Genomic DNA, 24,397 nt, shown 5'->3' with positions numbered 1-24,397 from the left:
TCCTTTTTACTGGTGATTTATTGTTATTTGTGCGAGATGTTTAAAGTCGGACATATCCGAGATTACGATTTGCTCGCCGGCTTTAGCACCAGATCGAATTTCGATGGCGTTGCCTGCGAGTTTACCAAACTCCAATTGAGTTTTAACTAGCTGATTTGTGTCTTGATTAAGAACATACATAGCAGTGCTGGATTGCTCAGAGACGTAACTTGGCTTTTGAATGGACAGTGCCGAGGTTCGCTTTTCAGTGATCACTTTGCCTTCTATCGATAACGCCGGCCGAGCATTGTCTGGTAACTCCCCTGTTAACTCCAATTCGACTAAGATCCGCCCTTCTCTAACGACAGGGTCAATACGGTTCACCTTCGCGCTAACCTCACCACTAAACGTGTTAATGATGCCAAGCTGTCCAACTTCAACACGGCTTGCTTGTTTCTCTGGCACTTGTAGATCTGCCAATAATGTTCGCTCACTGCCAACCAAAGCTAAAGGTGCCCCAATTTGAACTGATTGCCCTTGTTCAATGTTAACTTCCAATAACATGCCCTCGATACCAGCTCTTACTTGTAACTTGTCCACATTTTCTTTGGCGGCCTGATAACTCAACTCCAGCTCATTAATTAATTTGCGTTCAACACTTAACCGCTGGGTATGCAGCGCTTTGGTTTGTTCCAATTGCTGTTTAGCTAAACCAACCCGTTCACTTAACTGCTGTACGGCTAACACGGAGCGACGATGATCCAGCGCCGATACTATCCCACTAGAAATCAATTTTGCCTCAGCTTCCTCTCTCAGTTGTGCATTAGCTAACTCACTGTTTAGTAAAGTAAGTTGACCCTGCTGAGACAAAAGATCGCTCTTTTGACTTAGATTTAAAGCCTCAAAACTCGCTGTTTGTCTTGCTAGCGCAAGACGACTGCGCATCAGTGCTTGTTGCAAGCTTGGGTTTGACAAGCGCATAATGATTGAATCAGCATTGACGCGACTACCAGGCAAGAGTAATACCTCTTCAACCTGTGCTATACGACTCGAAGTGATGAAGCGGCTATGTTTTGAACGTAAATGCCCAAACCCAGAAACAACCAACTCCAGTGGCCCACTCTGCACTTGTGCAAACACTAGATCTTCCTGTTCAACAGTCTCTTCATGAAAATCTGCAACTGAGAAAACTAAAATCAAAAGTAAACTCACCACACTGACTACAACTTCCTTGAAAGGAAGTTCACGCTTTTTACTTTTCGCTAGAGAGTCTTTGATATCCATACTCACCCTTACTGATAAAAACTAGAACCAATAAGAGCGAAATGCATACCAAAACGTAACTGCATGTTTTAATTAAACTTAAGTAATTGTTGAGCGCTTTTTTCATCCCAGATATGGGAATAAATTACAAAATTGGGAAAAGTGAGGCTAAAGAATAATCGCGTTGAGTACGCTTAACTATTGATTGCATTACACTCTCCAAAATAAGTCTGAAAAGTGTCTACGCTAATTAGGGTGGATCATAGTAGATAAAAAAGCCGGCTTGATAGCCGGCTTTTAGCATTTAGAGCATGTAGGGATTGTCGCCACTTTGAGCCGAGCCTTGGCCTCCAGAAGGCAAACTTTCTATCCTAGAAAGTCGCTCTAAAATGACATCCACTTTTCGGCTTAGCTCTGGATCTAACCCATTTGCTTCACTGGCATTGGCAAGCAGTTGCGGCAAAGTATTGTTAACCAGTTCACTCAAGGCGAGCGCAACATCTTCACTTGGCGTAGCCTGACGCGAGCCAAATGATTCACTCACTTGTGCAACCTGCATAGTGAGTTTTTCCAGTGCCGTGCCTTGTATATCTGCTTTAGTCGACAATGCATCGTGAATTTGCTGCTGAACGTTCAACACTTTATTTAATTGCTCTGTGCTTTGCGTTTGATTCGTTTCAAGCACATGAACCAGCTGATTTGCTAATCCCTTCAACCCCTGCTGAGTGCCCTCATGTGAGGCAGCATTTTGCAAAGACTCATTGATTTGCAACAACAGCTCTGCTTGCTTGGCTTGATGCTGTTCAGGGTTTTGCGCCTCCTGTAACCTTGCGATCTTAGCCAACTGCTCGAAAATCCCAGCACCAACTGTGTCATGTTGTTTAGCATGTTCAACCAGTTCTTGCTGTTGCTCTGACTGCTGTGACAGCGCTCGGGACACTTGGCCAAGCTCATTGCCTAATTGCGCGAACAGCGAGCCTTGCTTCTCCAAAACTTGCTCAGCACTTTGCTCTTTTTGAGCAAGTACTTGAGCATGTTGTGTACTTAACAACTCAGTGAGCTTGTCTAGTGACCCTGTTAATGGTGACTGCTGTGCTCCTTGGGTGAGTGTTTGCGCTAGTAAATCTAGATTTGGCTTTATATCCTGCGCTTGTACTGTACTCGTTAAGCTTTGCAGTAGTTGCGAATAGTCATGAGTAAGCTGCTCTTTATCAAGCTTAGACGCAATGCTTGACAGTGATTCGTTTAGCTCGCTTAACTGTTCAACAGCCAATAATGCAGGGCTACCGGCATCATTGGCTCTGTTTAATAGCGCATAGTCCGCTAAAATTTGCTTCCACCTAACTTCATCTTCGCCAGCCAGTGTTCCTCTCAGCTCAGCCAGTTTCAGCAAATTCTCTTCACTGCCCTTACTCAGAGTTTGTGCTTCACCACGATAATGATCCTGAATGAGGTTTTCTAGTTCCTCGTCATTCATCGCCGCGACTACCTTTTCTGCCATTTTGTTCATGTTACGGTAGCTCCCTTGTAACTTAAACGGTGGCTCTGTTCGATAGTCATCATCCTGAGCAGCTGACGCAATGTATTGGGCGTTTACTTTCAGCACGGTATTTCGGATGGTGATCAGCTTTTGTAGTACCGAGACAATTTCATTTGCTTGCGCTTGAGAATAGTTGTGCTCAAGCTCATTTAACGAAATATCTTCCCCTTCACTGATCCTAACAAGCTTATACAAATCCGCCATATTGCGGTTTGCTAAAGGTGCGAGCACTGCATTTGAGGTCAACGCATTTTCTATGAAGCTCATTGCAAACTCTTGCTCGCAGCCCGATAGAGTATCACCCAAATTATAGATATCAGCACGGTTTGCCAACATATCTGGGATTTTAAAGCTTTCACCTGATTCCGTATATGGGTTACCTGCCATCACAACAGCAAATTTTTTACCACGTAAATCATAGGTTTTGCTTCGCCCATTCCAAACCCCATCAATACGCCTTGAGCCATCACAGAGTGAAATGAACTTCTGCAAAAACTCTGGGTTAGTATGCTGAATATCATCCAAGTAGAGCATTACGTTGTTGCCCATTTCAAAGCTTTGATTGATTTTTTCAATTTCTTTGGCAGCTGTAGCGTTAATGGCTTGCGCAGGATCCAACGATACCTGGTCATGACCAATGGACGGACAGTTCACTTTTACAAACGTCAAACCTAGGCGGTTTGCAACATATTCAATAAGCGTTGTTTTACCATATCCCGGTGGTGAGATAAGTAATAACATCCCCATCAAGTCTGTTCGTTTATTGCTGCCAGACGCGCCGATCTGTTTAGCAAGGTTGTCACCAATAATTGGGAAATAAACTTTGTCGATAAGCTGGTTACGAACAAAAGAGCTCAGAGGCCTTGGTTTGAACTCATCCAGCTGCAAGCGCTCTTTTTGTTCAACCAATATCTCAGATTTAATTTCATGATAATGAGAAAACCCAGGTACATGCTGAGCAAGATAATCCGAAGTTCGCGCATAAAACTCTGAATAGTCCAGCATCAGTGACTGCTCATCAATACGGCTATGTTGTCCCAATAGTCCACTGATAGAATTTGATACCGTCACATCTTGCGCAACAAATTTAGCAATATTAAGGTGCTGTAATAACAACACATTTGCCGATTCAAGTAACACGTCTTGCGCAATCTTTGCATGTGATGCTTGCTGAAGCCCATAGGCATTTAACCAGCTAGCCATCATAACTGCTTGTTCTTGCAAACATCCCAGCGTGTTCAACGTTTCGTTCAAAGACTTAGTAAAGCCCTTAGTTTTAGCCACACTACTAAACTGCTCAGACACCTTTTTAACCTGATCCGACATCGCAAAACAAACTTCTTTTTGACCGTTTGCCAGTTCCTTAACAAGGTATTCAGCGCTCAGCGCAATAGAAAGTTTAGGTAGATAAGCCAAATACTGTGGTAAATGTTTGTCCGCAAAGGCCTCAATCTCAATACTTAGCGCTGCTACGAGTTGAGCTTGAAAACGCGTATCGCCAAGCATGCTAGACATTAACTCAGCTTGCTTTGATTGCTCGGTCCATTTAGCCTGAGTTTGGCGCTTCATTTGACTAAAATATAGCTGCGCAACAATACGGGCTGAACTGGGATAAATGAGCAACTTCAACGCTTTTTTCTGCCCCAATAGATTACTCAAAATCATCGCTGCATCATGGTCATGAATGCCTTTTTCATAGCCTTCTTGATAGCGAGGCTCAGCAAACTTTTGTACCAATGGCAGAATGCGATCTTCTTGGATTGCTGTTTCGAGCGCCGTAAATGTAAGACTATGCGATGCATCATTAGCGGCTTGTAAAACTTGAGCAGCTAAAAACTCCCCACGATAAATACTCTGATTTTCAGAGACTAAGTTTTGTTGCCAATACGGGCGATACGTCAGCAGTTTTTCACGAATTTGTTTGTTTTGAATAGACTCAAAATACTCTGTACCAGTAAGGTGGAACATCAGATCTTCGTCGCGCGGCAATAGTGTTAGATCTAGCAATTGCTTATTCACACCAAAGCTGTGTTTGCCAATTTTAACGGAGTTTCCGCCATCGCTGTAAATATCTTGCTTGTCTCGCAATGAACGAATGCCTTGGTCCTTACACGCTTTTAACTTTGCCTGTATGTCATCCGCTTTTATCTCATCACCTAACTCTTTGAGCTCTTGAGTCAAACTACGTAACTTGCTGATCATCGGATCCGATGCAAAGTAACTGTTGATCTCATCAATCTCAGTAAAGTTTTGAGAACGTCTTGTTACACCTTGCAGAATTCGCTCCGCAGCATTGGCTAGATTTAATGCGCGACGTTGCCTCTCATCAATTAGTTGCTGCTTATGTGCTTCAAAGCTTTCGTAAACGTCATCACGTTTTGCCATGATTTCAGCAAGGTATTCATCGTACTCACTAAATTGTGACTCTAGCTCTTCTAATTGAATGAGCAAACGCGACAACTGCTCATCACATTGCTCTGGTGTACGAGCATTATTTAAACTGCTGGTAATACTTTGACTGAACAGCTTAAAGCGCGCAGCAAACTCTGCTTTGGCTTCAACGCTGCCAAGGCTTTTTCTCCGGATCTCAATACTTGCTTTGGCGCGATTAACCAAAGCATAAACGCCGCTAACATCTTCGAGGATCTGCGTTCTAACACGACTGTCATCGATTTCTAGATCAAGCATAGTGTGATTAAGTAGATCAAGCTCACTTCCCAGCGTATCAAGGGCTTCTAAGAAACCATTTAACTCTGTGACGCTCTCACTTTTCTCACTCAGCCCAGTCAATTCATCTAATTTTTCATGATACGGGGCAAGTGCCGTATCTTGCTGCAAAAACTGCGCAGTAGCTTGGCTTAAATCAAGTGTCTTTTCGTCCAGCTGCTGTTGCAGTGCTGTAAGCGCCTCAAGGTTGATATATTTAACCTCTTCGAGGCTGATAATCTTGCCTTTCAGCAGCTTTAATGACTCTAAACCAGTGACAAACTCGGTCGCTAGCTTGAAACTATCTGGGCGTATATCCTTAGTTGTTTCTTTGTACTGCGCTTGAATATCAACCAGCGCTTTTTTGGCTGTCTCTTGAATTTGGCTGACTTTTTCAAACTCATCGAGCACTTGCTCTGACGTTTCAAAAATCTCATGAAGTTGGCCATTAAGTGTCGCAAACTCGCTTTCAGTTAACCAATGATATCTATCTAGAATACTGCGAGTCAGTGAGATTAGACTTTCATAGTGAGATACATTTGGGTTCTGTTCATTAATCGCTTTACATACGCTGTATAGATCAGAGATACCACGAACCAAATCGGGGTTACCAATTTTACCCAGCATACTTGTCGGCGTCGGTGCATTGGCTGCATATTCAACAGAGCAAAATGGGCTATCCCAAACTTGAATTGGGTGTACTCGTTCTGCTTCTTCTTTTTCGGCTTTGAACGTGATGGTTAAGCCATCGTCGTACACTCCGTAACCATGACAGTAAATTGGGTTTTGTAGATTTTTTTCAATCAGGTTGTATGCAAATAATGCGTATCGACCTTCTGTCGGTTCATAAAAAACGTAGAGAACATCTTCGCCATTGGGCGATTTGATTTGTTTGTGAAACTCTAGATTTTCGATTTGATCATCAAAATGTCTTGTTTGCCCAGACTGCAAATAGTAGCCACCTGGGTAGATCACACCATGATCGTCTGGCAGTTGCACACACGCATCTGAAATCGCATCTTGACGAATTACTTTCTGAGTAATGCAGTTAAAAATATAGTGACGCCAAACTTTTTCACGGTATGGTAATACCTTCAATAAGATGATTTCACCAAGTTGCGCGTACTCGACTTCACAATCAGCTAGCGACTGATTTTTATCATCAACGGGCTCTGCATAGATCCCTTCGCCAGATTCGGTATTGTTGTCAATTTTAATGGTTAAGTCGCCACCAACCGTTTCAACAAAAACACGATCGAGAATATTAATATGTGGAAAGCGTCCTTCCACATGATCTGAACGGTCTGTTTTTATCCATTCAAAGTCGTAGTCTTGACTGCCATTAATATCGCGTTCGCCGCGATTATCAATGTAATCCAGCGTATTATCCGCAGCAATTTCCCAGCGAAAGACTCGGACGTCGGTGAGCTTATCGCCAATCTGAAATACCGCATAAAGCTTACCGCTTTGTTGAAATAAATGCTGAAGGCGCGTTTCTTTGTAATAGGTATAAAGCTCTTCGAAATCTCTTAAAAAGCGATTGTCTGTCAGAAATTTAGTTTCGCTCGGGTAGGCTTCAACTTCATAGTGATCGTCTTGATCAACAAGTTTTTGAACGCTAAAGACATCGCTAACATGAATATTCTTTTTTAGCCCAATGAATACGTTGTAGGCAAATATCAACTTATCGCCAATCAACACAATATCGCGAGGAATACAATTGTGTTCAGTTCGTACTCTAGCTCGCCCTTTGACCTTAATTTCTGTGCTGCCAAAGGTTTCAATACGGTTTTGGTTTAGAGCGTCAATGTCTTTGCGAAGCTGAGCACCCGAGTTGCTCAAGCGGCGTTTAATTAGATCGTAGGAGCCCTGTTCAAGCGCAGCATTGTTTGCAGAATCCGTCATAGTTTACTGTCCTGTTGTACACGGAGGGTAAATAGAAAGGTAAGTTAGGTGTGCGCTTGGTCGCACACCTAGGTATATCCGTCGAGTTTAGTCTTGCCCTTCTGACTTAACTACTGACTTGGCGTTACCATTTAACGTGTTACCTAACATCGCTAAAAGCTGCTGCTTTTCAGCGTCAGACGTATTACCTAACTGCTGAAAGAACTTACTCATTGCAACATTCTTCATAGTTTCTGATGAAGCATTTGCACCACTTAATACACCTTTCAAGTCATCCATGATGTTTCTCTCACCCGACAGATGATCTTTAAACAAAGTCTGAACCGTATCACTTTCGCCCACTAGCCCGTCAATTGACTTGCCTAGGGTGATAGCCTTCATAAACTGATTGAAGAATTGACCATCACCACCCATGATATTGATGTCCGCATTACCTAGCGTCTTCGCTAAGATTTCAGATTGATGCGCGGCAATTTCTTTTTCTGCTTCTAACTTGGCTAACGTCAGCTCTTTTTGCTGATTCAGCTTCAGTGTAAAGCCTTCATAATCTCTCGCATCTTTGTCCATCGCATTGAGTGCTTCTAGTTTCTCTTCAAGACCTTTCGCTTCAGCAGTCATACGACGCTCTAGCGTAATCGCCTCTGCTTCACCTTGCTTTTCGATAGACTCGGCCATCGCTGTTTGAACTTCAGCCTCTGCAAAGCCAATATCACGCTTACCTTTGGCTTCGGCTGCCAGTTTTTGCTCTAGTACTTGCGCTTCAGTTTCGCCTTGTTTTGCATTCGCCTCAGCTTTTGCTTTGATAACTTCAGCTTCGGCTAGCCCTGATGCGGCTTTTTCAACTTGCTCTGCCTCTGCAAGGATCTTTTTCGATTCGGCACTTTGATTAGCTATGCGTAGCTCAGCTTCTGCCATTTTCTCCAGCTCACGAGCTTTAAACTCGGCTGCTTGTTCTTGCGCTTTTGCCGCTTCAATATCTTTTACAAGCGCTTCTTCAGCGTCGGCTTTGGCACGGATGACAATTGCTTCTTTCTCACGCTCAGCTGCTGCTAGTGTTTGCACATCTTTAATTCGTTCTTGCTCTTCAGCAACGGTTTTTTCAACAGCGACTCTATCTCGCTGAACTTCCGCTATTTCTTTACGCTCAACTTCCAGCGCTTTCTCTTTATTGATGCGCATGATTTCAGTTTCTTTCTCACGCTCAATCACTTCGATTTCACGAGAGCGAGCCACTTTCTCTTCTTCAATTGCAAGCACACGCAAGCGGTTTTGCTCGGCAATATCAATTTCTCGTTGCTTATTTTGCTCTGCAATTTCAAGCGCCTCGTCAGCCTTCAGTCTTGCATCTTCTGCTTTCAAGCGCTCTTCTTGTTTTACACGCTCAGCTTCTGCTGACTCTCTTGCTCTTACCGTTTCAATCTCACGCTGCTGTTTTGCTTTGGCATCTTCTTTTTGACGCTCTATTTCTAGTGACTTCTCAAGCGCAGCTTGGTTTTGAATCTCAATTTGTGCTTGCTCGTCACACTTTAGTTGGTTTGTTTGGACGTTTTGCTCTGCGGTTTTCTCTGTGATACGACGAATACCTTCGGCATCTAAAATATTGTTCTCATCCAGCTTGTGGATTGAAGTTTGTTCTAGATAGTCAATTGCAACGTCTTCTAGTGTATAACCAGATAAATCCTGGCCAATTACTTCTTTAATGGCATCTCTAAATTCATTTCGGTGAGTAAATAACTCTTCAAAGTTCATTTGCTTACCGACAGTCTTTAGCGCCTCTGAGAATTTTGCTTCAAAAAGCTCTTGTAACGTTTCAGGTTGAGAAGCTCGCGCACACCCCACCTGCTTTGCAACACGCAGGATATCTTGCTTGTTTTCATTTACTCGAATGTAAAAAGTAATGGCAATATCAGCACGGATATTATCTTTACAAATTAGACCGCTGTTTTCTCTGCGCTCAAGCACCATACGTTTGGTAGAAATATCCATCACTTCCATCTTATGAATGACCGGGTAGACAATACCCCCTGTGGTAGTTACATCTGGTTCATTCTTCATCTTATTGATGATAAGTGCATGTCCCTGATCCACTTTTCGATAAAACTTGCCAATCATCAAAATAACCGCAAAAATAACGGCAATTACAACACCAGCGATTGTTAAAATAGGTCCTAGATTATCTAAAAATTCCATGCGTGTTCCTAACTAAATATTGATTTCCCGAATTAGCACAACACCCAGCTGTTTCCACCGAAACCAGATGTCATGCCATAAGTTGTTTTTTTGTAGCCCCATCTAGACCACTGTTTTTAATTACACAGTTAAGCGATTACTATCCTACTGATTTATTACCAAGGTTTTACGACAACCACATAGCTATTACGAAGTTCATCATGTTCTATTAGCAAGCCGCTATCCCCTATCTTAAATTCATTCTCTTCTTCGCACCGTACTTCAATCAACTGCTCAGTGCCTTGAAATTGCACTTTTGCTTGACCGAAGTTGCCAGTTACTCTGCTCGTTGCAATGACACACTCAAGTCCGATAAATTCGTTTTTCGACGCGGTTTCTTTGCTTTCAAAGAAACGCCTTAAAGGCTTTACAAGTATTGCTGTCAGCGGGATAGAGAGGACAAAACAGCCAAACATGACTGCCGCTCCTAGCAAATAGAAAACGACCCCCTCACCCAGCACATATTCGAATAACTGGTGCGAATAAAAACTAATTACCCAGCTAATTAGAATTACCAGGCTGATTGAGATTGTTAGAGGTACACCACCAAACCCCATTTGAAATAATGAATCTGAACCGTCGGCTTCAATTTCAACATCCCCTTCGAACATATCAATATCAGCAAAGCCCAATAATGCGATGAACCAGAAGCCAATAACGACAAGCAATAGCGTCGTAAATACGACAGTTGGAAAAGTGAAAATTGTATTAAGAAAGTCCATAGTTGTCCGTATACCTCCACGTATGTATATCGGTGTTACGCTCGTCTAAATAACTAAGCGCGCTTAATTCGAGTCTTTAACATGCTTGATCAGCAAATCTGCAACTTTTTGCTTCACCATGCGCTTATCTGCATCTGGTATACCAAATTGTTGAGCCAGTTGAACGATTTCTTCATCGCTTAAATTAAAACTCAATCTCTGACGTGTTTTTTTGGATTTAACTTCAAGCCCTAAAATCCGCCGGATCATATCTGAAGGTGTAAGTTCCTCATCAATCGCACTTTTTTTGATAGACTTTTGTACTTCCGAACTTAAATCAAAAGCAAGCTGGGTTGCTCGAACCGCCTTTTCTTGCTTTTGCCAAGCACTTTTGTTGTCTGTCATGGTGGCTATTTACTCTGTTTAGCCTTGATGCGCGCTAATATATCGGCACCTTTAGCTGCTTCATCACCAATACCTGCCTCGAGCATTTTGTCATGCAAAGATTTATCCGCACTTTCATCCGCTAATTGTTGAGCAGCATCTAGTTGGTCTTGTTTATCCATTTGACGTTGTTTAATACGCTCAAGAGATTGCTTTGCTGACGCCATTGCCGAATCACCAGATAACATATTGTCATTGACGGCCATTGTTGCTTTTTGCACGCTTTCAGTGGTCTTGACCATGCTAAGTTGACGTTGGTTCTCAACAATCGTCTTTTCTGCAAGCTTTATTTGCTGCTTTAACTTAGTCACGCTTGTTGTAAAAGTCGTAAGCACTTGTTGCTGCTCAGACTTTTGCTGTTCAAATTCTGCAATCTTACCTGCAATTTCTAGAGCTAACGCCTCTTCACCTTTCTCAAGAGCTTGTCCAGCGAACCCTTCATGCTTTTCAATATCACTATCTAACGCTTTGATAGCTCGAGTTGTCTGCATTTCTTTAGCCATAACTTCAGTTAGGCTACGTTTCGCATCCGAAAGTGCTTCTTGCGCATCTCTTATCTCTTGCTCGAAAATACGGATAGCGTTAGCGTCCACGATAGTCTCGCCAACTTCATTCACACCGCCCTTTACCGCGGTGAATAACTTTTTGAAAATACTCATTGTGAATACTCCTTTTATTCCGTCAAATAATCGCTAATAGCTTCTAAGGCATCTATCGAATTCGCTGATAAGGTAATGATTTCATGACTCAACTGTTCAATTGTTGAATTTGTTGAAAGCGCTCCAAAAACTGCGTACTTATCATCTATTTTGGCAAATGCACTTAATGGCATTGGTACATTCAAACGCAGTAACGTGTCGTTTAATTCTGCATGTTTATCAGTATTGATTTCTGACTCTGAAAACAAGTAGCAAATACACAAAATTTGCTCTTCTGTGCGCGTCACAAAGATAGGAAGCTCATCGTTTCCATCTACGATAACCTGTAGCACTTCTTGACCAACATTGTTGATAAAAAAAGATTCGAAACTTGACCCCTCAGTTTCATACTGAGACAATTTTAATGAAAGCTCATTCAATTCCATGTAAGAAATTCCTTATGTCAGTTAGCGTGTTTTAATCGTTAAATCACGCTGTTATGATTGTATGAGTTATGGTTACACTTTGCCTAGCAAGACATAATATGTCAACTGCGCTTTTAAACTTTATTGTTAAAATTTGCTTAAAATTCGATTCAAAAAAATTCTTTTAGCATTGTAAAACATAAGCATAGCATCAGCTCATAAATGTATTCATTTTTTGAAAAAATGCCGGATATCTGAAGTAAAATAAGCGAACTCCACAAAAAATGGCTTAATGCAGATCCATTTTAAAACCCAAAACACACCCATCTATACTGAGAAATAAGTAAGGAACAAGCATTTTATTGATAAAATCAAAACGACTAAAACCCACCCAACCCATACAAAAATCAGTGAGTACGAATTTGGCTAATAGCTAATAGCTAGAAGGTTATCTAAAAGGAAAAGCCCAAATTCCCACCTTTGGGCCATAAGCCTAGTTTCACTTTGTAAACAAAAACATGCTAGGTATATTTCGCTAATTTAGCGAGCAAATGATTTTTAACTGAAGGCCATTCATGGGATAGGATTGAGTAAACTGCGGTGTCTCTGATTGAGCCATCATCCATAATTTGATGACTGCGCAATACACCATCGAGCTTTGCACCTAATCGCTCTATCGCAGTTCGAGAAGCCTGATTAAAGTAATGGGTTTTGAATTCAAGGGATAAGGCATTACAAGATTCAAACAAGTGTTTAATAAGTAGATACTTACACTCTGTATTTACTGCTGTTCTTTTAACTGTATCAGCATACCATGTATACCCAATGGAGGCGCGGCGATGTTGTGCTTTGACATCGTAGTATCGAGTAGTACCAACAATTTGATTGTCAGCTTTTGTTTTAACGACATACGCAGGCTGCCCACTTTTTGCACCTTCTATCGCTTTCTCAACATACCCATACATTTTTTCTGGTGTAGGAACTGAGGCGTACCAAAGCTGCCAACTTTCACCATCTTGTACTGCACTTGCCAACGACTCAACATGCTCTAGTTTTATCGGTTCTAAAACAACTACATCTCCTTCTAAGACATTGCTTTTTAACCACATCAAATTTATTCCTTATAGTACGAACAACATGATGAATTTTAAACGATAAAGTATAGTTAGTCTGTAGTTATCTAGATCCTTAAAGTCATACTAAACGTTGGATGGTTCTCTTCAGGCATTTTTCTTGGGTTGAAGTCTGAGACTTGTAAACGTATTCAAATAAGTCTAAGCGTTTATCTTCCCCAACGTGATATTTAGTGTAATTCAATCCAGTATTAGAATACATCTTAGTATTCGAGTGGGCTTGCCAGCGCTCTTTCTTTAATACTTCGTATTCATCTTCTTTTTCGTCACAAATAATACGTTTGATATCTGAAAGCTCTGCAACTTTAACTGAGTTTCTGCTTTCAATACGCAGCGTTCTCTCTCGATTGCGACTTTCAAAAAGTGTATGCTCACCGAGTGATAAAGAAAAATCGTCAACGTCTCTCATTAAAATCGTATTCAAATCTCTAAGTATCTGAACTTTAATGAGGTCAAATAAGGACTCAACCGACTCACCAGAATACTTGGCTAACTCCTCCAATATCAACAACAATGCATCGTTATAGAGTGTATCCTGAGCAATCGCCAGACCAATATCAGGTTCATCAATTATTAAAAATTCCGACAGTTGCTGCGTACAACTTGGGAGCATGTTTGCAAGCTCCCCTACTCCTGGGCAAGCATTCAGAAATTCATGGAATCCGCTTTTAAATATGAATTGGTACTTATCGGGTTCAATATAGCGCAGCTCGACACCAAAACTGGACTTCAAATCTCGTTCTGTTTTGCCATTTAATGTTACGACTGTGTCACTCACATCAATACGATACTCATCGTTCACCACAACAAATCCTATATATTTGAAATACAAAAAAGCGCCCTCTAGGGCGCTCATTATCTAATATACCTAATTTAAGCTGGTATATTAGTGGCAGCGTGCATAGCTAGTACAACCCGCAGCAGTGTTAAATCCTGCAGCATTTGCGCCACCTGCGATTTCTTTTGTCTGACCTTTAACAAGAGATTTGTTGTTTTCAGATAGTTTTTTGATATTTTTTTTATTGAATGATAGTTGCATCGTGAGCTCCTTTTTTATTTTTATAAAATTGCGTTCTAAATTTAATACCTACTACCCAAAATGTAAACAAAAGTTTTTCTGAAATTTCCTACGCTACTTTAAAGGTATAGTTAACTGGAGGTATATGTGTTTGATAACTACAATAACCAAAATGCTTGGTGACTTAAACCTGTGTAAATTGACAGGTCATAACAACTTTTAGTGGTATCGGCTTACCTTAAGCAAGAAAAAGTAAAAATCACTGAATAAAATTAGTAGTTCGAGTCTTGCGTAAAATAGCAAAAAGACAAACCTACGGGCGGTAGTTAACGAGGTTATGCTTAACAAAGTCAAGCTGAAAAAGATTTAAAAATACACTCTTTAATCAAACATAAACTGCAAGAGAAAAACTAACACAATCTTAAATCACAAACTTATAATCAATAGGAGAATATTAAATATTAGACAGCAAAAATTCGCTATTAGCTTCCACTAATATACTTAATTACATTAGTTGAAAATATGCCGCTTAATTGAGTAACGCAAATCGCAAATTAAACACCCCATCAGTTACCTCTTCTACCTCTATAGAAGCGGAGTTTCTATATAAGTTCAATTCAGTCAGAAGTTTTATGCGGTCTTGTTCTGACACTGAGTCATCATCAACTAACAGTGTTGCGTTGATATGATGTTTGTTGATATCAGCTCGCTCGCGCATCTCTGCTGTTGCATATTCGTCAAAGTTCAATTGCTCAATTAGTTTTTGGTCCATAGCGTGTCTTTATTGCAAGTTACTAAACAACAATAACTATATAAAAGTCCTTTAAATCCAACTATTACAAAGTATTACACGTGGATAAAAAATAGTCTACAAACAATTACTTCCCTTTAAATGCCCCCTTTGCCAAACTAAATTATTAATATTAAATTCCAACACCAATAACATTATCGAATGAGTTCACAATTTAAAAATTAAAAATTCACTTTACAATCAAGACACTATGATTTTTTAAGCTGTTTTGTATGTACTTCCACCTTTATGATCTCTTTGGTCTCAGGCAAAAAGTAAATCAAAAGCTCCAACCCAGGTGAACCGCTTTTATGAACTGACTGAAAAGTAATGCGAACGATATCACGATTAAAACTATGCTCAGTAAACACCGAAGTATTGGGACTTTTATTGTCTACAAACCAATCTATTTTTTTCCTTAATTGAGTAAATTTCAATGAGAACCTCAGCCCTAATTTATTTGGTGCATGATAAATTCCATAATAGTTGGCTAAAGCAAGCACGGTAGACTGCTCATCTTCATTCAAGTTATGTGATACAAGAGGGAGTTTGTTCGCTTTGTCTTCACAGCTATCAAAGCCATACATTAACACAGTCAGCTCGATAGCTGATTTTTGTTTATGGAGACGATAGCCCCTGCATATTGAGTACTCTGAAATAGCTGGCAACACGTCTATAGACATATCACTCCCGCTCAACCTAAGGTCTAAGCCTTCAGGTTCGCTATTCAACATGTTAAGAAGTAATAAAAAAGTAGCTGACCACATGACCTTATACTGCTGTTTTGACTCGTAAGCAAGTGACTGCCTTGTTGCTTGGTTTAAGGTCAATATGAGAATGGAGTTGTCTTAATGTCAGTGTATTGGTAATTAGTTAAAAAGCAAGCTCACAGCAATGTTGTTGATACAAATGCTAATATGCTCCTTTTTTATCATGAGTCAGCGCTAGCGAAAAACACAAAGATTAATTTTTTACGTATAAAATAGATAACAATCAAATAAATAATAAATCAACAAAATAAAAGGTGGAAAGCATATTTTATCAAACAAAAACTGTTCGTAAGGCAATTTACGCAGTACCAACGCCCCCAAAAAATTAGTAGGTTTACCTGCTTAGCACGATTTTAAACCGCCCTTATTGTTTACAATTTTACACAAATAAAAAATGAGTTAGATACAACAATTCCGGTATGGTCAACCTCTTATCCACAGATCACTCCCAAATTCAACATCCAACCCATATAAAATTAATTTATTAATATCAATAAGATGGCAAAGAGCTTTATAAGCAACTTAAAAATTCCACGGTCCAACAGTCCGTTTTGAATAAAAATTCGCTTTCAAAAATAATTGTTGATTTAAACTTAATTCCTGATTAACATCCTCGTCAATTCAAATAGAGAGCACCCAAATAACAAAGGGTTAACTTTTTATTATTCTTAATGCTAAATGGAAGTATAAATAATGAACAAAAAACTATTATTAGCTGCTGCTACAGCTCTAACTTTTGCTGCAAATGCCAATGCTGAAGGCCCAAACCCATTCTCTGATTGTGGAATTGGCGCAGCACTATTCCCAGACAACAGCACTCTAGCTGTTACATCAAACATTATTTGGGATATCGGTACTACAGCTGTAACTTCAGCGACAATGAGCCCAGAAACATGTAGCGTTAAAGAAACAGAAGTTGCAAAGTTCATCATCGAAAGCTATGACTCATTAAATGAAGACACAGCTCGTGGCGAAGGTCAGCACCTTAATGCACTACTAGACATTGCAGAAGTTTCTGCAGAGCAAAAAGATGAAGTAGTTGCAAAGCTTCGTTCAAATGTAGCTGTTTCTATGGTTGAGTTTAATGCTGAAACTACTAAAGTTGAAAAGTCTCAGGCATACTACACTGCACTAATGACTGCAATCTAAGTCATTTGATGCAAGGCGTAAAAAGCCTTGCATCTCACCCTCTTTATGCAAAAACTATTTTATTACTCATTCTTTTTACTTCTTTGTTTCAGCGCGAATGCAACCGAAGAACATATTTTAAATAACTTGTCCCAGCACAAGCAGTGGCTAAAGTTACTAACCGCTTACAGCGGAAATAGTCCAAAAGTTACGGATAAAAACTTTTTACTATCACCGGAGGGTGAATATAGTAGCCTTAACGAATTACGGTTGACAATTAATGCCTTCGCTGAACCCGCAGGTTTAGACTTAAATCAACATGGTCAATGTAAGTACCCTGCCAGATACCTGTTTCTTAAAGAGAAATTAGATTTTGTAAAATTAGGAATAAAAAAAGTTAGTTGTCCAAACTACGAAGAATATACAAATGTAAATGACCAAGAACAGCTTAGTTTGGTTTTTGCAACAGGGTTTCTTGGTAATCCAGCTTCTTATTACGGGCACTTGTTGTTAAAAATAAATCAGAAAAACAAAACAGGTTTAGAACAAGCTTCCATTAATTTCGGCGCAGACATTCCAGCAAATGAAGGCATGCTTTCATATATTGTAAAAGGCATCATTGGTGGCTATGACTCCTCGTTTACAACACAGCCTTTTTTCTACCATTTTAATAACTATAACGAAACTGAGCATAGAGACCTTTGGGAATATCCTATCGTACTCAGTAAATCACAGTCTGAATTAGTCATTGCGCACTTGTGGGAGTTAATGAATGTTGATTTCCAGTACTTCTTCTTCAATCGAAATTGTGCCTATTTCATGGCAAGAGCTATCGAATTAGTGCTAGATCAAGATATTCTAGACGATGTAAAACCTTGGGTAGGGCCACAAGAGGTTATTCAAAAACTTAACTTGAGCACATCCGATGGTAAACGAGTACTCGGAGAGGCTGTATATCACCCTTCTCGTCAGACCAGGCTATACCAGCGCTTTTCTGGCCTCAACTCTACTGAGAAATCGATTGTAAGATCTATCGCTCTTTCTCCTGAAAATCTATCACTTCAAAGCATTTCAGACGTTCAGTTAGAATCAAAGTATCGTATAGTCGACACGCTAATCGATTATTATCAGTTCACACGAGATAAGAAAGACCCGGAAGATAAAAACAATTTATACTATAAAAAGGCTGTTCTAATTAGATATCAATTAGCCCCATCAGCCTCCACAACAAATTTTGCATCAAGCAATATCCCAGCATTGGGAAGAGGAATATCTCGTAGTTACATAGGGGTTGATGATCTTGGCATCATAGTTGGTATAAGGCCTGCTTACTATGATGCATTGGATGCATCCTATGGACATGTAAAGCATGCTGAACTAACAATGGGCGCTGCCGAGCTAATAATTGATTCGGGTAAAGTAAACTTGTATTCCTTATCTTTACTAAACATCGAGAGTGTAAAACAAAACTATACAATGTTACCTGGTGATAAGAATCATTCGTGGTTCTTGAAAGTTGGAGCAGAACAGGAAAGGTTGAATTGTAGTGATTGTTTAACACCCATAATTCATACAGGCGCCGGTTTGTCAAAATCCTTCTTTGGCTCTGATCTTGCCATTTCTGGCTTTTTAACAACTGGCTTTTTCTCTGACAGTTTAATAAGTGATGGACTGTTTGCTGGTGCAAAGATCAAGGCGAGTTGGTTCATTTCAAGCAATATTAGTACAGCGTTAACAATTAACCACAGACACCATATTGGCAATGCCACACAGACAGCTATAAAGCTTGAGCAAAGGACGTCTATTTCTGAGTCGATGGATTTAAGGTTGTCTTGGGAGCACAGCATAGAAACAGAGCTAAGCAAATTATCTATGAATTTTGGCTATTACTGGTAAGAAGTGTAATTTAGGGGGAACAACTCCCCCTAGAATACAAATGAGATAATTTGAGGGCCGTTATAACAACCTTCCATTAATCGTAAAACACAAAAAACCGCCAAATACAGCAAAAAATATCAAAAAACCCATTTCTCTTTTTTTAAAGTAACCACATCAAATCGATGACACTTTATGAGAGTTACTTATGAAAATCACTAAAACGGTAGAAATTAATAAACCTGCAGAACAAATATGGGAGCTTATAGCGACTCAATTCGATAAAGCACATTTGTGGATGGGTCCGATTCCTCGCTCTGTCGCTATGGGCAGGGGCAAAGGGCTCATAGGCGCCCCCATGGAAGGTAGGATCTGCGACCTAAGTGATAATCCCAATGGTCCAAAAGTTAAAGAAATTATTACTGAGTTTAATGAAGAGAATAAAACACTCGCTTTCGACGTATTACCCGTCAATAACCCAAAAATAGTTCCAATCAAGCAAAATCATGTGAAGATGGCCGTACGCTCACTTGGCCCTAGTAAAGCTGAAGTGACTTGGACAGCAACACCGCAACTTAAAGTGTTTGCTTACCCTTTTTATCCTTTACTGAGATTGGTGTTTCCCGTTGCTTTTGGCAAACTACTAAAAGGACTCAAGGATTATGCTGAAACGCAAGTACTTACAAAAGCTAATCCAGCCTAAATCACTGAACTACATTTAAAAAATACGAGGATTTTGAGATGGATCGATTTTTAAAAAGTATCGAATATATAGAGACGCACTTGAGCGAAAAAATCAGTGTGCATCAAATAGCGACTGCCTCTCATTATTCAACGTACCACTATAGTAGGGTGTTTAAAGCATTGGTAGGAGATACACCTAAAGAATATTTACGCAAGCGCCGATTAACCTTAGCGGCCAAGCGACTACTCACTGAAGACGTTGGCATTCTGGATCTCGCTATCGAGTGCCAGTTTGAGTCTCAAGAAGCATTTACTAGAGCGTTCAAGGCATTATTTGATATGACACCAGCACAATATCGGAAAATTAACGAGCCTTTTAGACTGTTATATAAAAAGCCATTTAGTGAAAGTGATTTAGATTTTTTACAAAACAATATTAGTATGGAGCCAGAAATAATCACTCAGCCTGCTATGAAGATCGTGGGAATAGCAACCCAATATGATGATGGTGATCTTAGTTTACCTAAGCTATGGTCTGGGTTTAGACCCTATCGAGATAAGATCCCCAATCGAATTGGAAGCGATTTTTTCGGTATTTACGAATGCTATGAAGAATCAGAGGATGTGACGCGATTTGTATATATCTGTTCAGCACAAGTCAAGAACTTTGATGATGTCCCAGAGGGCTTGATTACACGAGAACTTGAGGCTCAAACCTACGCTCGATTTACACATATCGGGCCTCTTTCAAAGTTAGAAGATACGTTACGCTATATATGGGGGAGCTGGCTACCGAAAAGCCCCTATGAATATGCAAATAAACCAGATTTTGAACTTCTGCCTGCAAGTTTTAACGATGCAGACCCAAATAATAAGATTTACTTAAACATCCCTGTTACTTTAAAAGCCTGATTTATTTAGGCTTTTTCTTTTAGAGCACAAACTACCCCGTTCGTTTCTTGTAGTTTTCCATCAAGACAGCAAGAAATATCAAAAATCACTAAGCTCATTTACCTACTATAAAGCCATCAGATTGAATCAATTTAAAAGAACATGAAGGGCAAAGTTATGATTACTCGAGTCTTAATTACAGGTGCAAACGCAGGTTTAGGTAAAGAAACAGCAAAGCAGTTAGCGAGCAATTCTGAGATAGGAAAAATCTATCTTGGCTGTCGCAATATGGAAAAAGCTTTGGCAGCCAAACTAGAGCTCGAGCAACTAACTGGCAGATCCATATTTGAAGTTTTAATCATTGATGTTAGTAACCAAGTGTCGGTTGTTGAAGCCGTGCAAAGGCTTGATTGTAGTGTTGATGCGCTTATCATGAATGCTGGCGGCACAGGTGGTAAAAACTTCAATAAGATAAATAGCAACGGTGTAACGGAAATTTTTGCAGTTAATTTATTAGGACATAGTTTGCTTGCGCAAGAGCTTTTAAAAGCTGGCAAACTTTTAAAAGTTGCAATTTATGCCGGCTCAGAAGCAGCTCGTGGCGTCAAAGAAATGGGTATGAAACGACCTGAGTTACCAACCTCTTCTGAGGAAGAGTTTGCAATGGTTCTTTTTTCAAAAAAACACAAGATGCCACTGTCTCATACGGTTCTATAAAATACATGGGTGCATTATGGATGTCAGCAATGGCAAGGCGCTACCCTCATGTGAAGTTTATAACCATGAGCCCGGGCGCGACTACAGGAACCGAGGGCTTCAATACTCTACCACTATTTAAACAATATATAATGAAAAGTATGATGCAAGTAATGTTATGGTTTAACAAAGTACATACAGTAGAAATCGGGGCTAAACGCTACCTTCAAGGCTTATATAATAGTGATTTTGAGTCAGGTTTATTTTATGCAAGTCAAAAGGGGCTCACTGGTCGTCTATGTGATCAAAGTTTGTTATTTCCAGATCTAAATAGCGAACAATATCAGGAAAATGCGTATAACGCGATACAGAGGTTTCTATAGTGCAAGTCGTGGGCTAAAACGCTTGTTAGCCCACACTTTTGACGATTAAAAGTAATTATGCATCAGCGACAAATAGCTTTTTGCGTTACGCGCCTGACATGGTTTGGGCATCAAAAATTTATAAATACCTACCAAAGTCAAAAAAGCTCTTAACCATTGATTTAACAAGAATATTTTCCGCTCCAATTTTACTTTATATAACTAATTTTTACGCAATTAGTAAAAGCCCAGTATGGCCATTACCTAAGAAAAAACCTCTGAGTGATTGATAAAAAACTAGCGCATTAAGATATTCCCAAATATCCAATATAAAACCAAGATTATAAAACAACTCAATTTACCACCTTAAATCCGCACGGTTAATTTAATTATTCGCAACATTAACACCCTATAAAAAATTAAAGAAAAATTCATGCGCGTTTCTTTAACGGTAAAACACCATAACATTTCATCCAAAGAAAAATTTAAAAGAATATAAAAACTTGCAATAAAAAAATTTATAAATAAAATACCCAAAATGTAGAGCTTAGACTCTATTGAATATATAAAACACTATTTAATTAAGGATGAACAGTGAAAAAATTAATACTTGGTTTAGCTGCATTTTGCGCATTCAATGTCTCTGCACAATCAGATGATCTAACAGCCAAAATTCTATCAAACAAAATTAAAATTGTTGCTTTCGGTGAGAGTGGGTGGGATCCGAGGTGGAGAGAGCCAACATGTAGCGTAACCAAAACAGATAAAGATGAAACAGGTCGCCCATACATGTATAGCCACTACGATATGTGCACCTGCCAAAATAGTATTGCAGCTAAATATCTAATAGAAGATACACAAGATAACCCAGAACATGAGTTGTTTGTTTGCTACATAAACAATAACTAATCAATCTTAAACAAGGTTGAGCTTACAACTTGACCTTGTTATAACCCTTACTCACTAAAGCCTACGCAAACTAGTTATGACTTTGCAGTGGGGCAATCGCCTACTCATTAAACTTAAATCTTTGATCGCTGGGAGCCTAGCGATTGCAACAACTGACAAGCTCAACAACTCCTACCATTACTTCAGCTTAATAGTAACCGTTTGAAAAGTTTTGCTTTTATATACTTTTTACGTATTCACCTACATATAAAAAAGTTATAACTTAAAATAATTAGGAATAAAAAATTGCCTACACCTCATACTAAGTGTTACATTATAACGAAGGCAACCCCTTTATTGGGTACAAGCTAATACCAAGTAATAGGTCAACAATGGTACTACTCAAATTAGAAACATATATTAAGCACAGCCGAATCATCGCGTCTCTGGCTATTATTATAAGCATTACAGCTTGGGCTGTAGAGCTAGCGGGCGTTGTTTACGTCTGCCCATATTGTAGAACACAACGCACAGTTATAGGCATATTGGGAATTTTATTGATTTTGCCCATTGCTTCGCATTGGATAACCAAGTACATCGCACTCGTTGTAGGTTTTTTTGGCGCTGTTGTTGCCGCCAACCAACACTTTATGGGCTGGAAGAAGATATCAGCAGGTACATTTAGTTTCCATGAAAAAATAGCGATGGATCCTTTTTTGTTATCAGGTTTAGCGCTAACGGGGATCATTGGACTAATTTTTCTAATACTCCAACAAACTAAACCAGAATAAACGCTCAACCTTGACTAAGCTGGGCCATTACTGCCCAGCATAGTCTAAACATTTAAAGACCGTAAACGCTTGGCTCCCTGCCATCATTGATAATCTTATCAGTCAATTCAGCTTTATACGCTTCATCATCTGCATCATTGTGCCAATACCAACGACCAAATTTTTCAACGGCTACCTTCATCAAAGAAGCTTTTGTACTCCCTACTCCAGCATCACATAGCATACGATAAAAGAGTGTATCAGCAGACTCACGTTGAATTTCGTGAGTGTGATACAGCCAATCATGAACAAGCGCAGCTTTCATATACCGAGGGCTGAAAGGGGTGCCAACTAAATAATAAGCAAGAGACGGAATACTTGCTCCATCATATTGAAAATACTTTGGCACCCAGTGTATCTTACCTTCATGTTCATAGGGAAAATCTTCAATAAGTTCATAGGCGGTTTCAAGCTTGTTCGAATGCGTTTCTAAAACAGGTCTTAAATTCAGTGTATCCATGATATACCTTCATTTAATTTAAAAGTGGTCTTGGCCACATTCAAGCAGTTCGATATGTCACTTTATATATTTCTGAGTATAAACTCGTTAATTCTTTGCGAAACTTGGGTAAAAGTGATAAAAGAAAGTAGCCCTGAATAAGGGCTACAACATTAACTAAGCACTGAACAGGCTACCATTGTTATTATATTTTTTTAGCCGTCAATGCACTCCCCGAATATAGCTTTATCGACAGTCAGATACTTAGTTTCTTGATTCGTGCTCTACTACTTATTCAATACAAGTAACAAACACAAACCCATATTAGGTACAAAGTTTATTATATGTCAATAGTCTATTTAAATTTGATGCCATCTAATATTAATGAATTGCTTTACATTATAAGCTAAAACCGGACACAAACCGACCTATTCGAGCAACCTTAAAATGATATTATCCAATAAAAATCATAAGGATAGAAGTTACATGTCAGCAAACCAAGAAATCTCCCGCTGTATCCACCCTCTCACAAAAATTAGTAAGTCACAATTGCTTAGAATAAATGAAAATGACACTGAAAAATTAAAACAGCTTCTCCCGAAAGAAGATTTCCTATGGCAACTAGCCTTGGACCCCTGCAGTCATGAAAGTGCTTTTCTTCATAGTCTTCAAATTGCTCCAAATATCTCATTTGTAGATAGAAGGGATATATCGCAGCCAGCAAACCTTTGTTTAAAGCTATTTATGCAAGACCCTCATTGGGAGTTTGCTGAAATCATCTTTAACCCTGATGCTACAACACTCGTCCACACGCACTCTCCATCTCTTGAATTACCACCAGAAGAGAAACATGTAACCGCAAGTGTAGATCTCTCTAATAAATCTCTTGCCATTATCAATATTCAGGTGCCTGCTCATCATCCGATCACTGACTTTTCTTCTAGCTCTCCACTATTTGAGTTTTTTGTAAGAGGTAAGCATTTAGAATCTGGTAAGCTGTTTTGTACGGCACAGCCAAATATATTGGCACACAGCTGATAGCATTAGGGTGACCCCAAATTTA

22 protein-coding genes are annotated in these 24,397 nt (G+C 39.6%); 9 read left to right on the top strand and 13 right to left on the bottom strand.

What is annotated here, in order from left to right; translation table 11 throughout:
• Positions 1-6 precede the first annotated feature (6 nt).
• The 12 genes from N475_RS17660 to N475_RS17610 all read right to left on the bottom strand — a co-directional run bounded on the left by N475_RS17660 (position 7) and on the right by N475_RS17610 (position 15,454).
• Positions 7-1,263: an efflux RND transporter periplasmic adaptor subunit gene (locus N475_RS17660; RefSeq protein WP_063365704.1), complete on the bottom strand. Its 1,257-nt coding sequence runs from the start codon at positions 1,261-1,263 to the stop codon at positions 7-9.
• A gap of 283 nt (positions 1,264-1,546) precedes the next feature.
• Positions 1,547-7,393, bottom strand: a complete 5,847-nt coding sequence (locus N475_RS17655; protein WP_081232458.1) for a DNA repair ATPase — start codon at positions 7,391-7,393, stop codon at positions 1,547-1,549.
• Between the two features lie 87 nt (positions 7,394-7,480).
• Positions 7,481-9,583 carry an SPFH domain-containing protein gene (locus N475_RS17650; protein WP_063358270.1) on the bottom strand — a complete coding sequence of 701 codons (2,103 nt, stop codon included), beginning with the start codon at positions 9,581-9,583 and terminating at the stop codon, positions 7,481-7,483.
• A gap of 155 nt (positions 9,584-9,738) precedes the next feature.
• On the bottom strand, positions 9,739-10,344 hold the full coding sequence (locus tag N475_RS17645) for an OB-fold-containig protein (RefSeq protein ID WP_063358269.1): 606 nt from the start codon (positions 10,342-10,344) through the stop codon (positions 9,739-9,741).
• A 63-nt stretch (positions 10,345-10,407) separates the two neighbouring features.
• Positions 10,408-10,728: a hypothetical protein gene (locus N475_RS17640; protein ID WP_063358268.1), complete on the bottom strand. Its 321-nt coding sequence runs from the start codon at positions 10,726-10,728 to the stop codon at positions 10,408-10,410.
• Between the two features lie 5 nt (positions 10,729-10,733).
• Positions 10,734-11,426, bottom strand: a complete 693-nt coding sequence (locus tag N475_RS17635) for a PspA/IM30 family protein (RefSeq protein WP_063358267.1) — start codon at positions 11,424-11,426, stop codon at positions 10,734-10,736.
• 14 nt (positions 11,427-11,440) lie between these two features.
• Positions 11,441-11,851, bottom strand: coding sequence for a YjfI family protein (locus N475_RS17630; protein ID WP_063358266.1), 411 nt, complete (start codon positions 11,849-11,851; stop codon positions 11,441-11,443).
• A gap of 500 nt (positions 11,852-12,351) precedes the next feature.
• The gene (locus tag N475_RS17625) at positions 12,352-12,939 is read right to left on the bottom strand and encodes a GNAT family N-acetyltransferase (RefSeq protein WP_063358265.1); all 588 of its coding nucleotides are present in this window, start codon (positions 12,937-12,939) and stop codon (positions 12,352-12,354) included.
• Positions 12,940-13,024: 85 nt separating this feature from the next.
• A complete protein-coding gene (locus N475_RS17620) occupies positions 13,025-13,819 on the bottom strand; it encodes a hypothetical protein (protein ID WP_063358264.1) in 795 nt (264 codons plus the stop codon).
• A 30-nt stretch (positions 13,820-13,849) separates the two neighbouring features.
• Positions 13,850-14,002 carry a hypothetical protein gene (locus N475_RS25845; protein ID WP_169809461.1) on the bottom strand — a complete coding sequence of 51 codons (153 nt, stop codon included), beginning with the start codon at positions 14,000-14,002 and terminating at the stop codon, positions 13,850-13,852.
• A 508-nt stretch (positions 14,003-14,510) separates the two neighbouring features.
• The gene (locus N475_RS17615) at positions 14,511-14,753 is read right to left on the bottom strand and encodes a hypothetical protein (protein ID WP_063358263.1); all 243 of its coding nucleotides are present in this window, start codon (positions 14,751-14,753) and stop codon (positions 14,511-14,513) included.
• A 227-nt stretch (positions 14,754-14,980) separates the two neighbouring features.
• Positions 14,981-15,454: a hypothetical protein gene (locus N475_RS17610; protein ID WP_155730952.1), complete on the bottom strand. Its 474-nt coding sequence runs from the start codon at positions 15,452-15,454 to the stop codon at positions 14,981-14,983.
• Between the two features lie 780 nt (positions 15,455-16,234).
• Here N475_RS17610 and N475_RS17605 point away from each other — a divergent pair.
• From N475_RS17605 to N475_RS17575, 8 genes are all read left to right on the top strand, one after another.
• The gene (locus N475_RS17605) at positions 16,235-16,690 is read left to right on the top strand and encodes a DUF3015 family protein (protein ID WP_063358261.1); all 456 of its coding nucleotides are present in this window, start codon (positions 16,235-16,237) and stop codon (positions 16,688-16,690) included.
• A gap of 45 nt (positions 16,691-16,735) precedes the next feature.
• Positions 16,736-18,565, top strand: a complete 1,830-nt coding sequence (locus tag N475_RS17600; RefSeq protein WP_063358260.1) for an Lnb N-terminal periplasmic domain-containing protein — start codon at positions 16,736-16,738, stop codon at positions 18,563-18,565.
• Between the two features lie 187 nt (positions 18,566-18,752).
• A complete protein-coding gene (locus N475_RS17595) occupies positions 18,753-19,247 on the top strand; it encodes an SRPBCC family protein (RefSeq protein ID WP_063358259.1) in 495 nt (164 codons plus the stop codon).
• A 38-nt stretch (positions 19,248-19,285) separates the two neighbouring features.
• Positions 19,286-20,140: an AraC family transcriptional regulator gene (locus N475_RS17590; protein ID WP_063358258.1), complete on the top strand. Its 855-nt coding sequence runs from the start codon at positions 19,286-19,288 to the stop codon at positions 20,138-20,140.
• Between the two features lie 156 nt (positions 20,141-20,296).
• Positions 20,297-20,836 (top strand): SDR family NAD(P)-dependent oxidoreductase, encoded by a 540-nt coding sequence (locus tag N475_RS25965; protein ID WP_196765623.1) that lies wholly within the window; start codon positions 20,297-20,299, stop codon positions 20,834-20,836.
• Between the two features lie 20 nt (positions 20,837-20,856).
• On the top strand, positions 20,857-21,198 hold the full coding sequence (locus tag N475_RS25960) for a hypothetical protein (RefSeq protein ID WP_196765622.1): 342 nt from the start codon (positions 20,857-20,859) through the stop codon (positions 21,196-21,198).
• A gap of 573 nt (positions 21,199-21,771) precedes the next feature.
• Positions 21,772-22,086, top strand: a complete 315-nt coding sequence (locus N475_RS17580) for a hypothetical protein (protein ID WP_063358257.1) — start codon at positions 21,772-21,774, stop codon at positions 22,084-22,086.
• Positions 22,087-22,457: 371 nt separating this feature from the next.
• A complete protein-coding gene (locus N475_RS17575) occupies positions 22,458-22,856 on the top strand; it encodes a hypothetical protein (protein WP_063365703.1) in 399 nt (132 codons plus the stop codon).
• Positions 22,857-22,908: 52 nt separating this feature from the next.
• Here N475_RS17575 and N475_RS17570 read toward each other — a convergent pair whose 3' ends face one another.
• Positions 22,909-23,355 carry a DUF1353 domain-containing protein gene (locus N475_RS17570; protein WP_063358256.1) on the bottom strand — a complete coding sequence of 149 codons (447 nt, stop codon included), beginning with the start codon at positions 23,353-23,355 and terminating at the stop codon, positions 22,909-22,911.
• 465 nt (positions 23,356-23,820) lie between these two features.
• Here N475_RS17570 and N475_RS17565 point away from each other — a divergent pair, with 465 nt between their 5' ends.
• Complete coding sequence (locus N475_RS17565; RefSeq protein ID WP_063365702.1) at positions 23,821-24,372, top strand: hypothetical protein; 552 nt, start codon at positions 23,821-23,823, stop codon at positions 24,370-24,372.
• Positions 24,373-24,397 lie beyond the last annotated feature (25 nt).

Source organism: Pseudoalteromonas luteoviolacea DSM 6061, assembly GCF_001625655.1.
Lineage (GTDB): Bacteria > Pseudomonadota > Gammaproteobacteria > Enterobacterales > Alteromonadaceae > Pseudoalteromonas > Pseudoalteromonas luteoviolacea.
Note: the sequence above shows the minus strand (reverse complement) of the source record. Positions and strands in the feature narration are given on the sequence as shown.

Bases quoted from the DNA above. Each gene is read 5' to 3' on its own strand.
- N475_RS17660 (WP_063365704.1), bottom strand. From the start codon at position 1,263: ATGGATATCAAAGACTCTCTAGCGAAAAGTAAAAAGCGTGAACTTCCT.
- N475_RS17655 (WP_081232458.1), bottom strand. From the start codon at position 7,393: ATGACGGATTCTGCAAACAATGCTGCGCTTGAACAGGGCTCCTACGAT.
- N475_RS17650 (WP_063358270.1), bottom strand. From the start codon at position 9,583: ATGGAATTTTTAGATAATCTAGGACCTATTTTAACAATCGCTGGTGTT.
- N475_RS17645 (WP_063358269.1), bottom strand. From the start codon at position 10,344: ATGGACTTTCTTAATACAATTTTCACTTTTCCAACTGTCGTATTTACG.
- N475_RS17640 (WP_063358268.1), bottom strand. From the start codon at position 10,728: ATGACAGACAACAAAAGTGCTTGGCAAAAGCAAGAAAAGGCGGTTCGA.
- N475_RS17635 (WP_063358267.1), bottom strand. From the start codon at position 11,426: ATGAGTATTTTCAAAAAGTTATTCACCGCGGTAAAGGGCGGTGTGAAT.
- N475_RS17630 (WP_063358266.1), bottom strand. From the start codon at position 11,851: ATGGAATTGAATGAGCTTTCATTAAAATTGTCTCAGTATGAAACTGAG.
- N475_RS17625 (WP_063358265.1), bottom strand. From the start codon at position 12,939: ATGTGGTTAAAAAGCAATGTCTTAGAAGGAGATGTAGTTGTTTTAGAA.
- N475_RS17620 (WP_063358264.1), bottom strand. From the start codon at position 13,819: ATGAGCGCCCTAGAGGGCGCTTTTTTGTATTTCAAATATATAGGATTT.
- N475_RS25845 (WP_169809461.1), bottom strand. From the start codon at position 14,002: ATGCAACTATCATTCAATAAAAAAAATATCAAAAAACTATCTGAAAAC.
- N475_RS17615 (WP_063358263.1), bottom strand. From the start codon at position 14,753: ATGGACCAAAAACTAATTGAGCAATTGAACTTTGACGAATATGCAACA.
- N475_RS17610 (WP_155730952.1), bottom strand. From the start codon at position 15,454: ATGTCTATAGACGTGTTGCCAGCTATTTCAGAGTACTCAATATGCAGG.
- N475_RS17605 (WP_063358261.1), top strand. From the start codon at position 16,235: ATGAACAAAAAACTATTATTAGCTGCTGCTACAGCTCTAACTTTTGCT.
- N475_RS17600 (WP_063358260.1), top strand. From the start codon at position 16,736: ATGCAAAAACTATTTTATTACTCATTCTTTTTACTTCTTTGTTTCAGC.
- N475_RS17595 (WP_063358259.1), top strand. From the start codon at position 18,753: ATGAAAATCACTAAAACGGTAGAAATTAATAAACCTGCAGAACAAATA.
- N475_RS17590 (WP_063358258.1), top strand. From the start codon at position 19,286: ATGGATCGATTTTTAAAAAGTATCGAATATATAGAGACGCACTTGAGC.
- N475_RS25965 (WP_196765623.1), top strand. From the start codon at position 20,297: ATGATTACTCGAGTCTTAATTACAGGTGCAAACGCAGGTTTAGGTAAA.
- N475_RS25960 (WP_196765622.1), top strand. From the start codon at position 20,857: ATGTCAGCAATGGCAAGGCGCTACCCTCATGTGAAGTTTATAACCATG.
- N475_RS17575 (WP_063365703.1), top strand. From the start codon at position 22,458: ATGGTACTACTCAAATTAGAAACATATATTAAGCACAGCCGAATCATC.
- N475_RS17570 (WP_063358256.1), bottom strand. From the start codon at position 23,355: ATGGATACACTGAATTTAAGACCTGTTTTAGAAACGCATTCGAACAAG.
- N475_RS17565 (WP_063365702.1), top strand. From the start codon at position 23,821: ATGTCAGCAAACCAAGAAATCTCCCGCTGTATCCACCCTCTCACAAAA.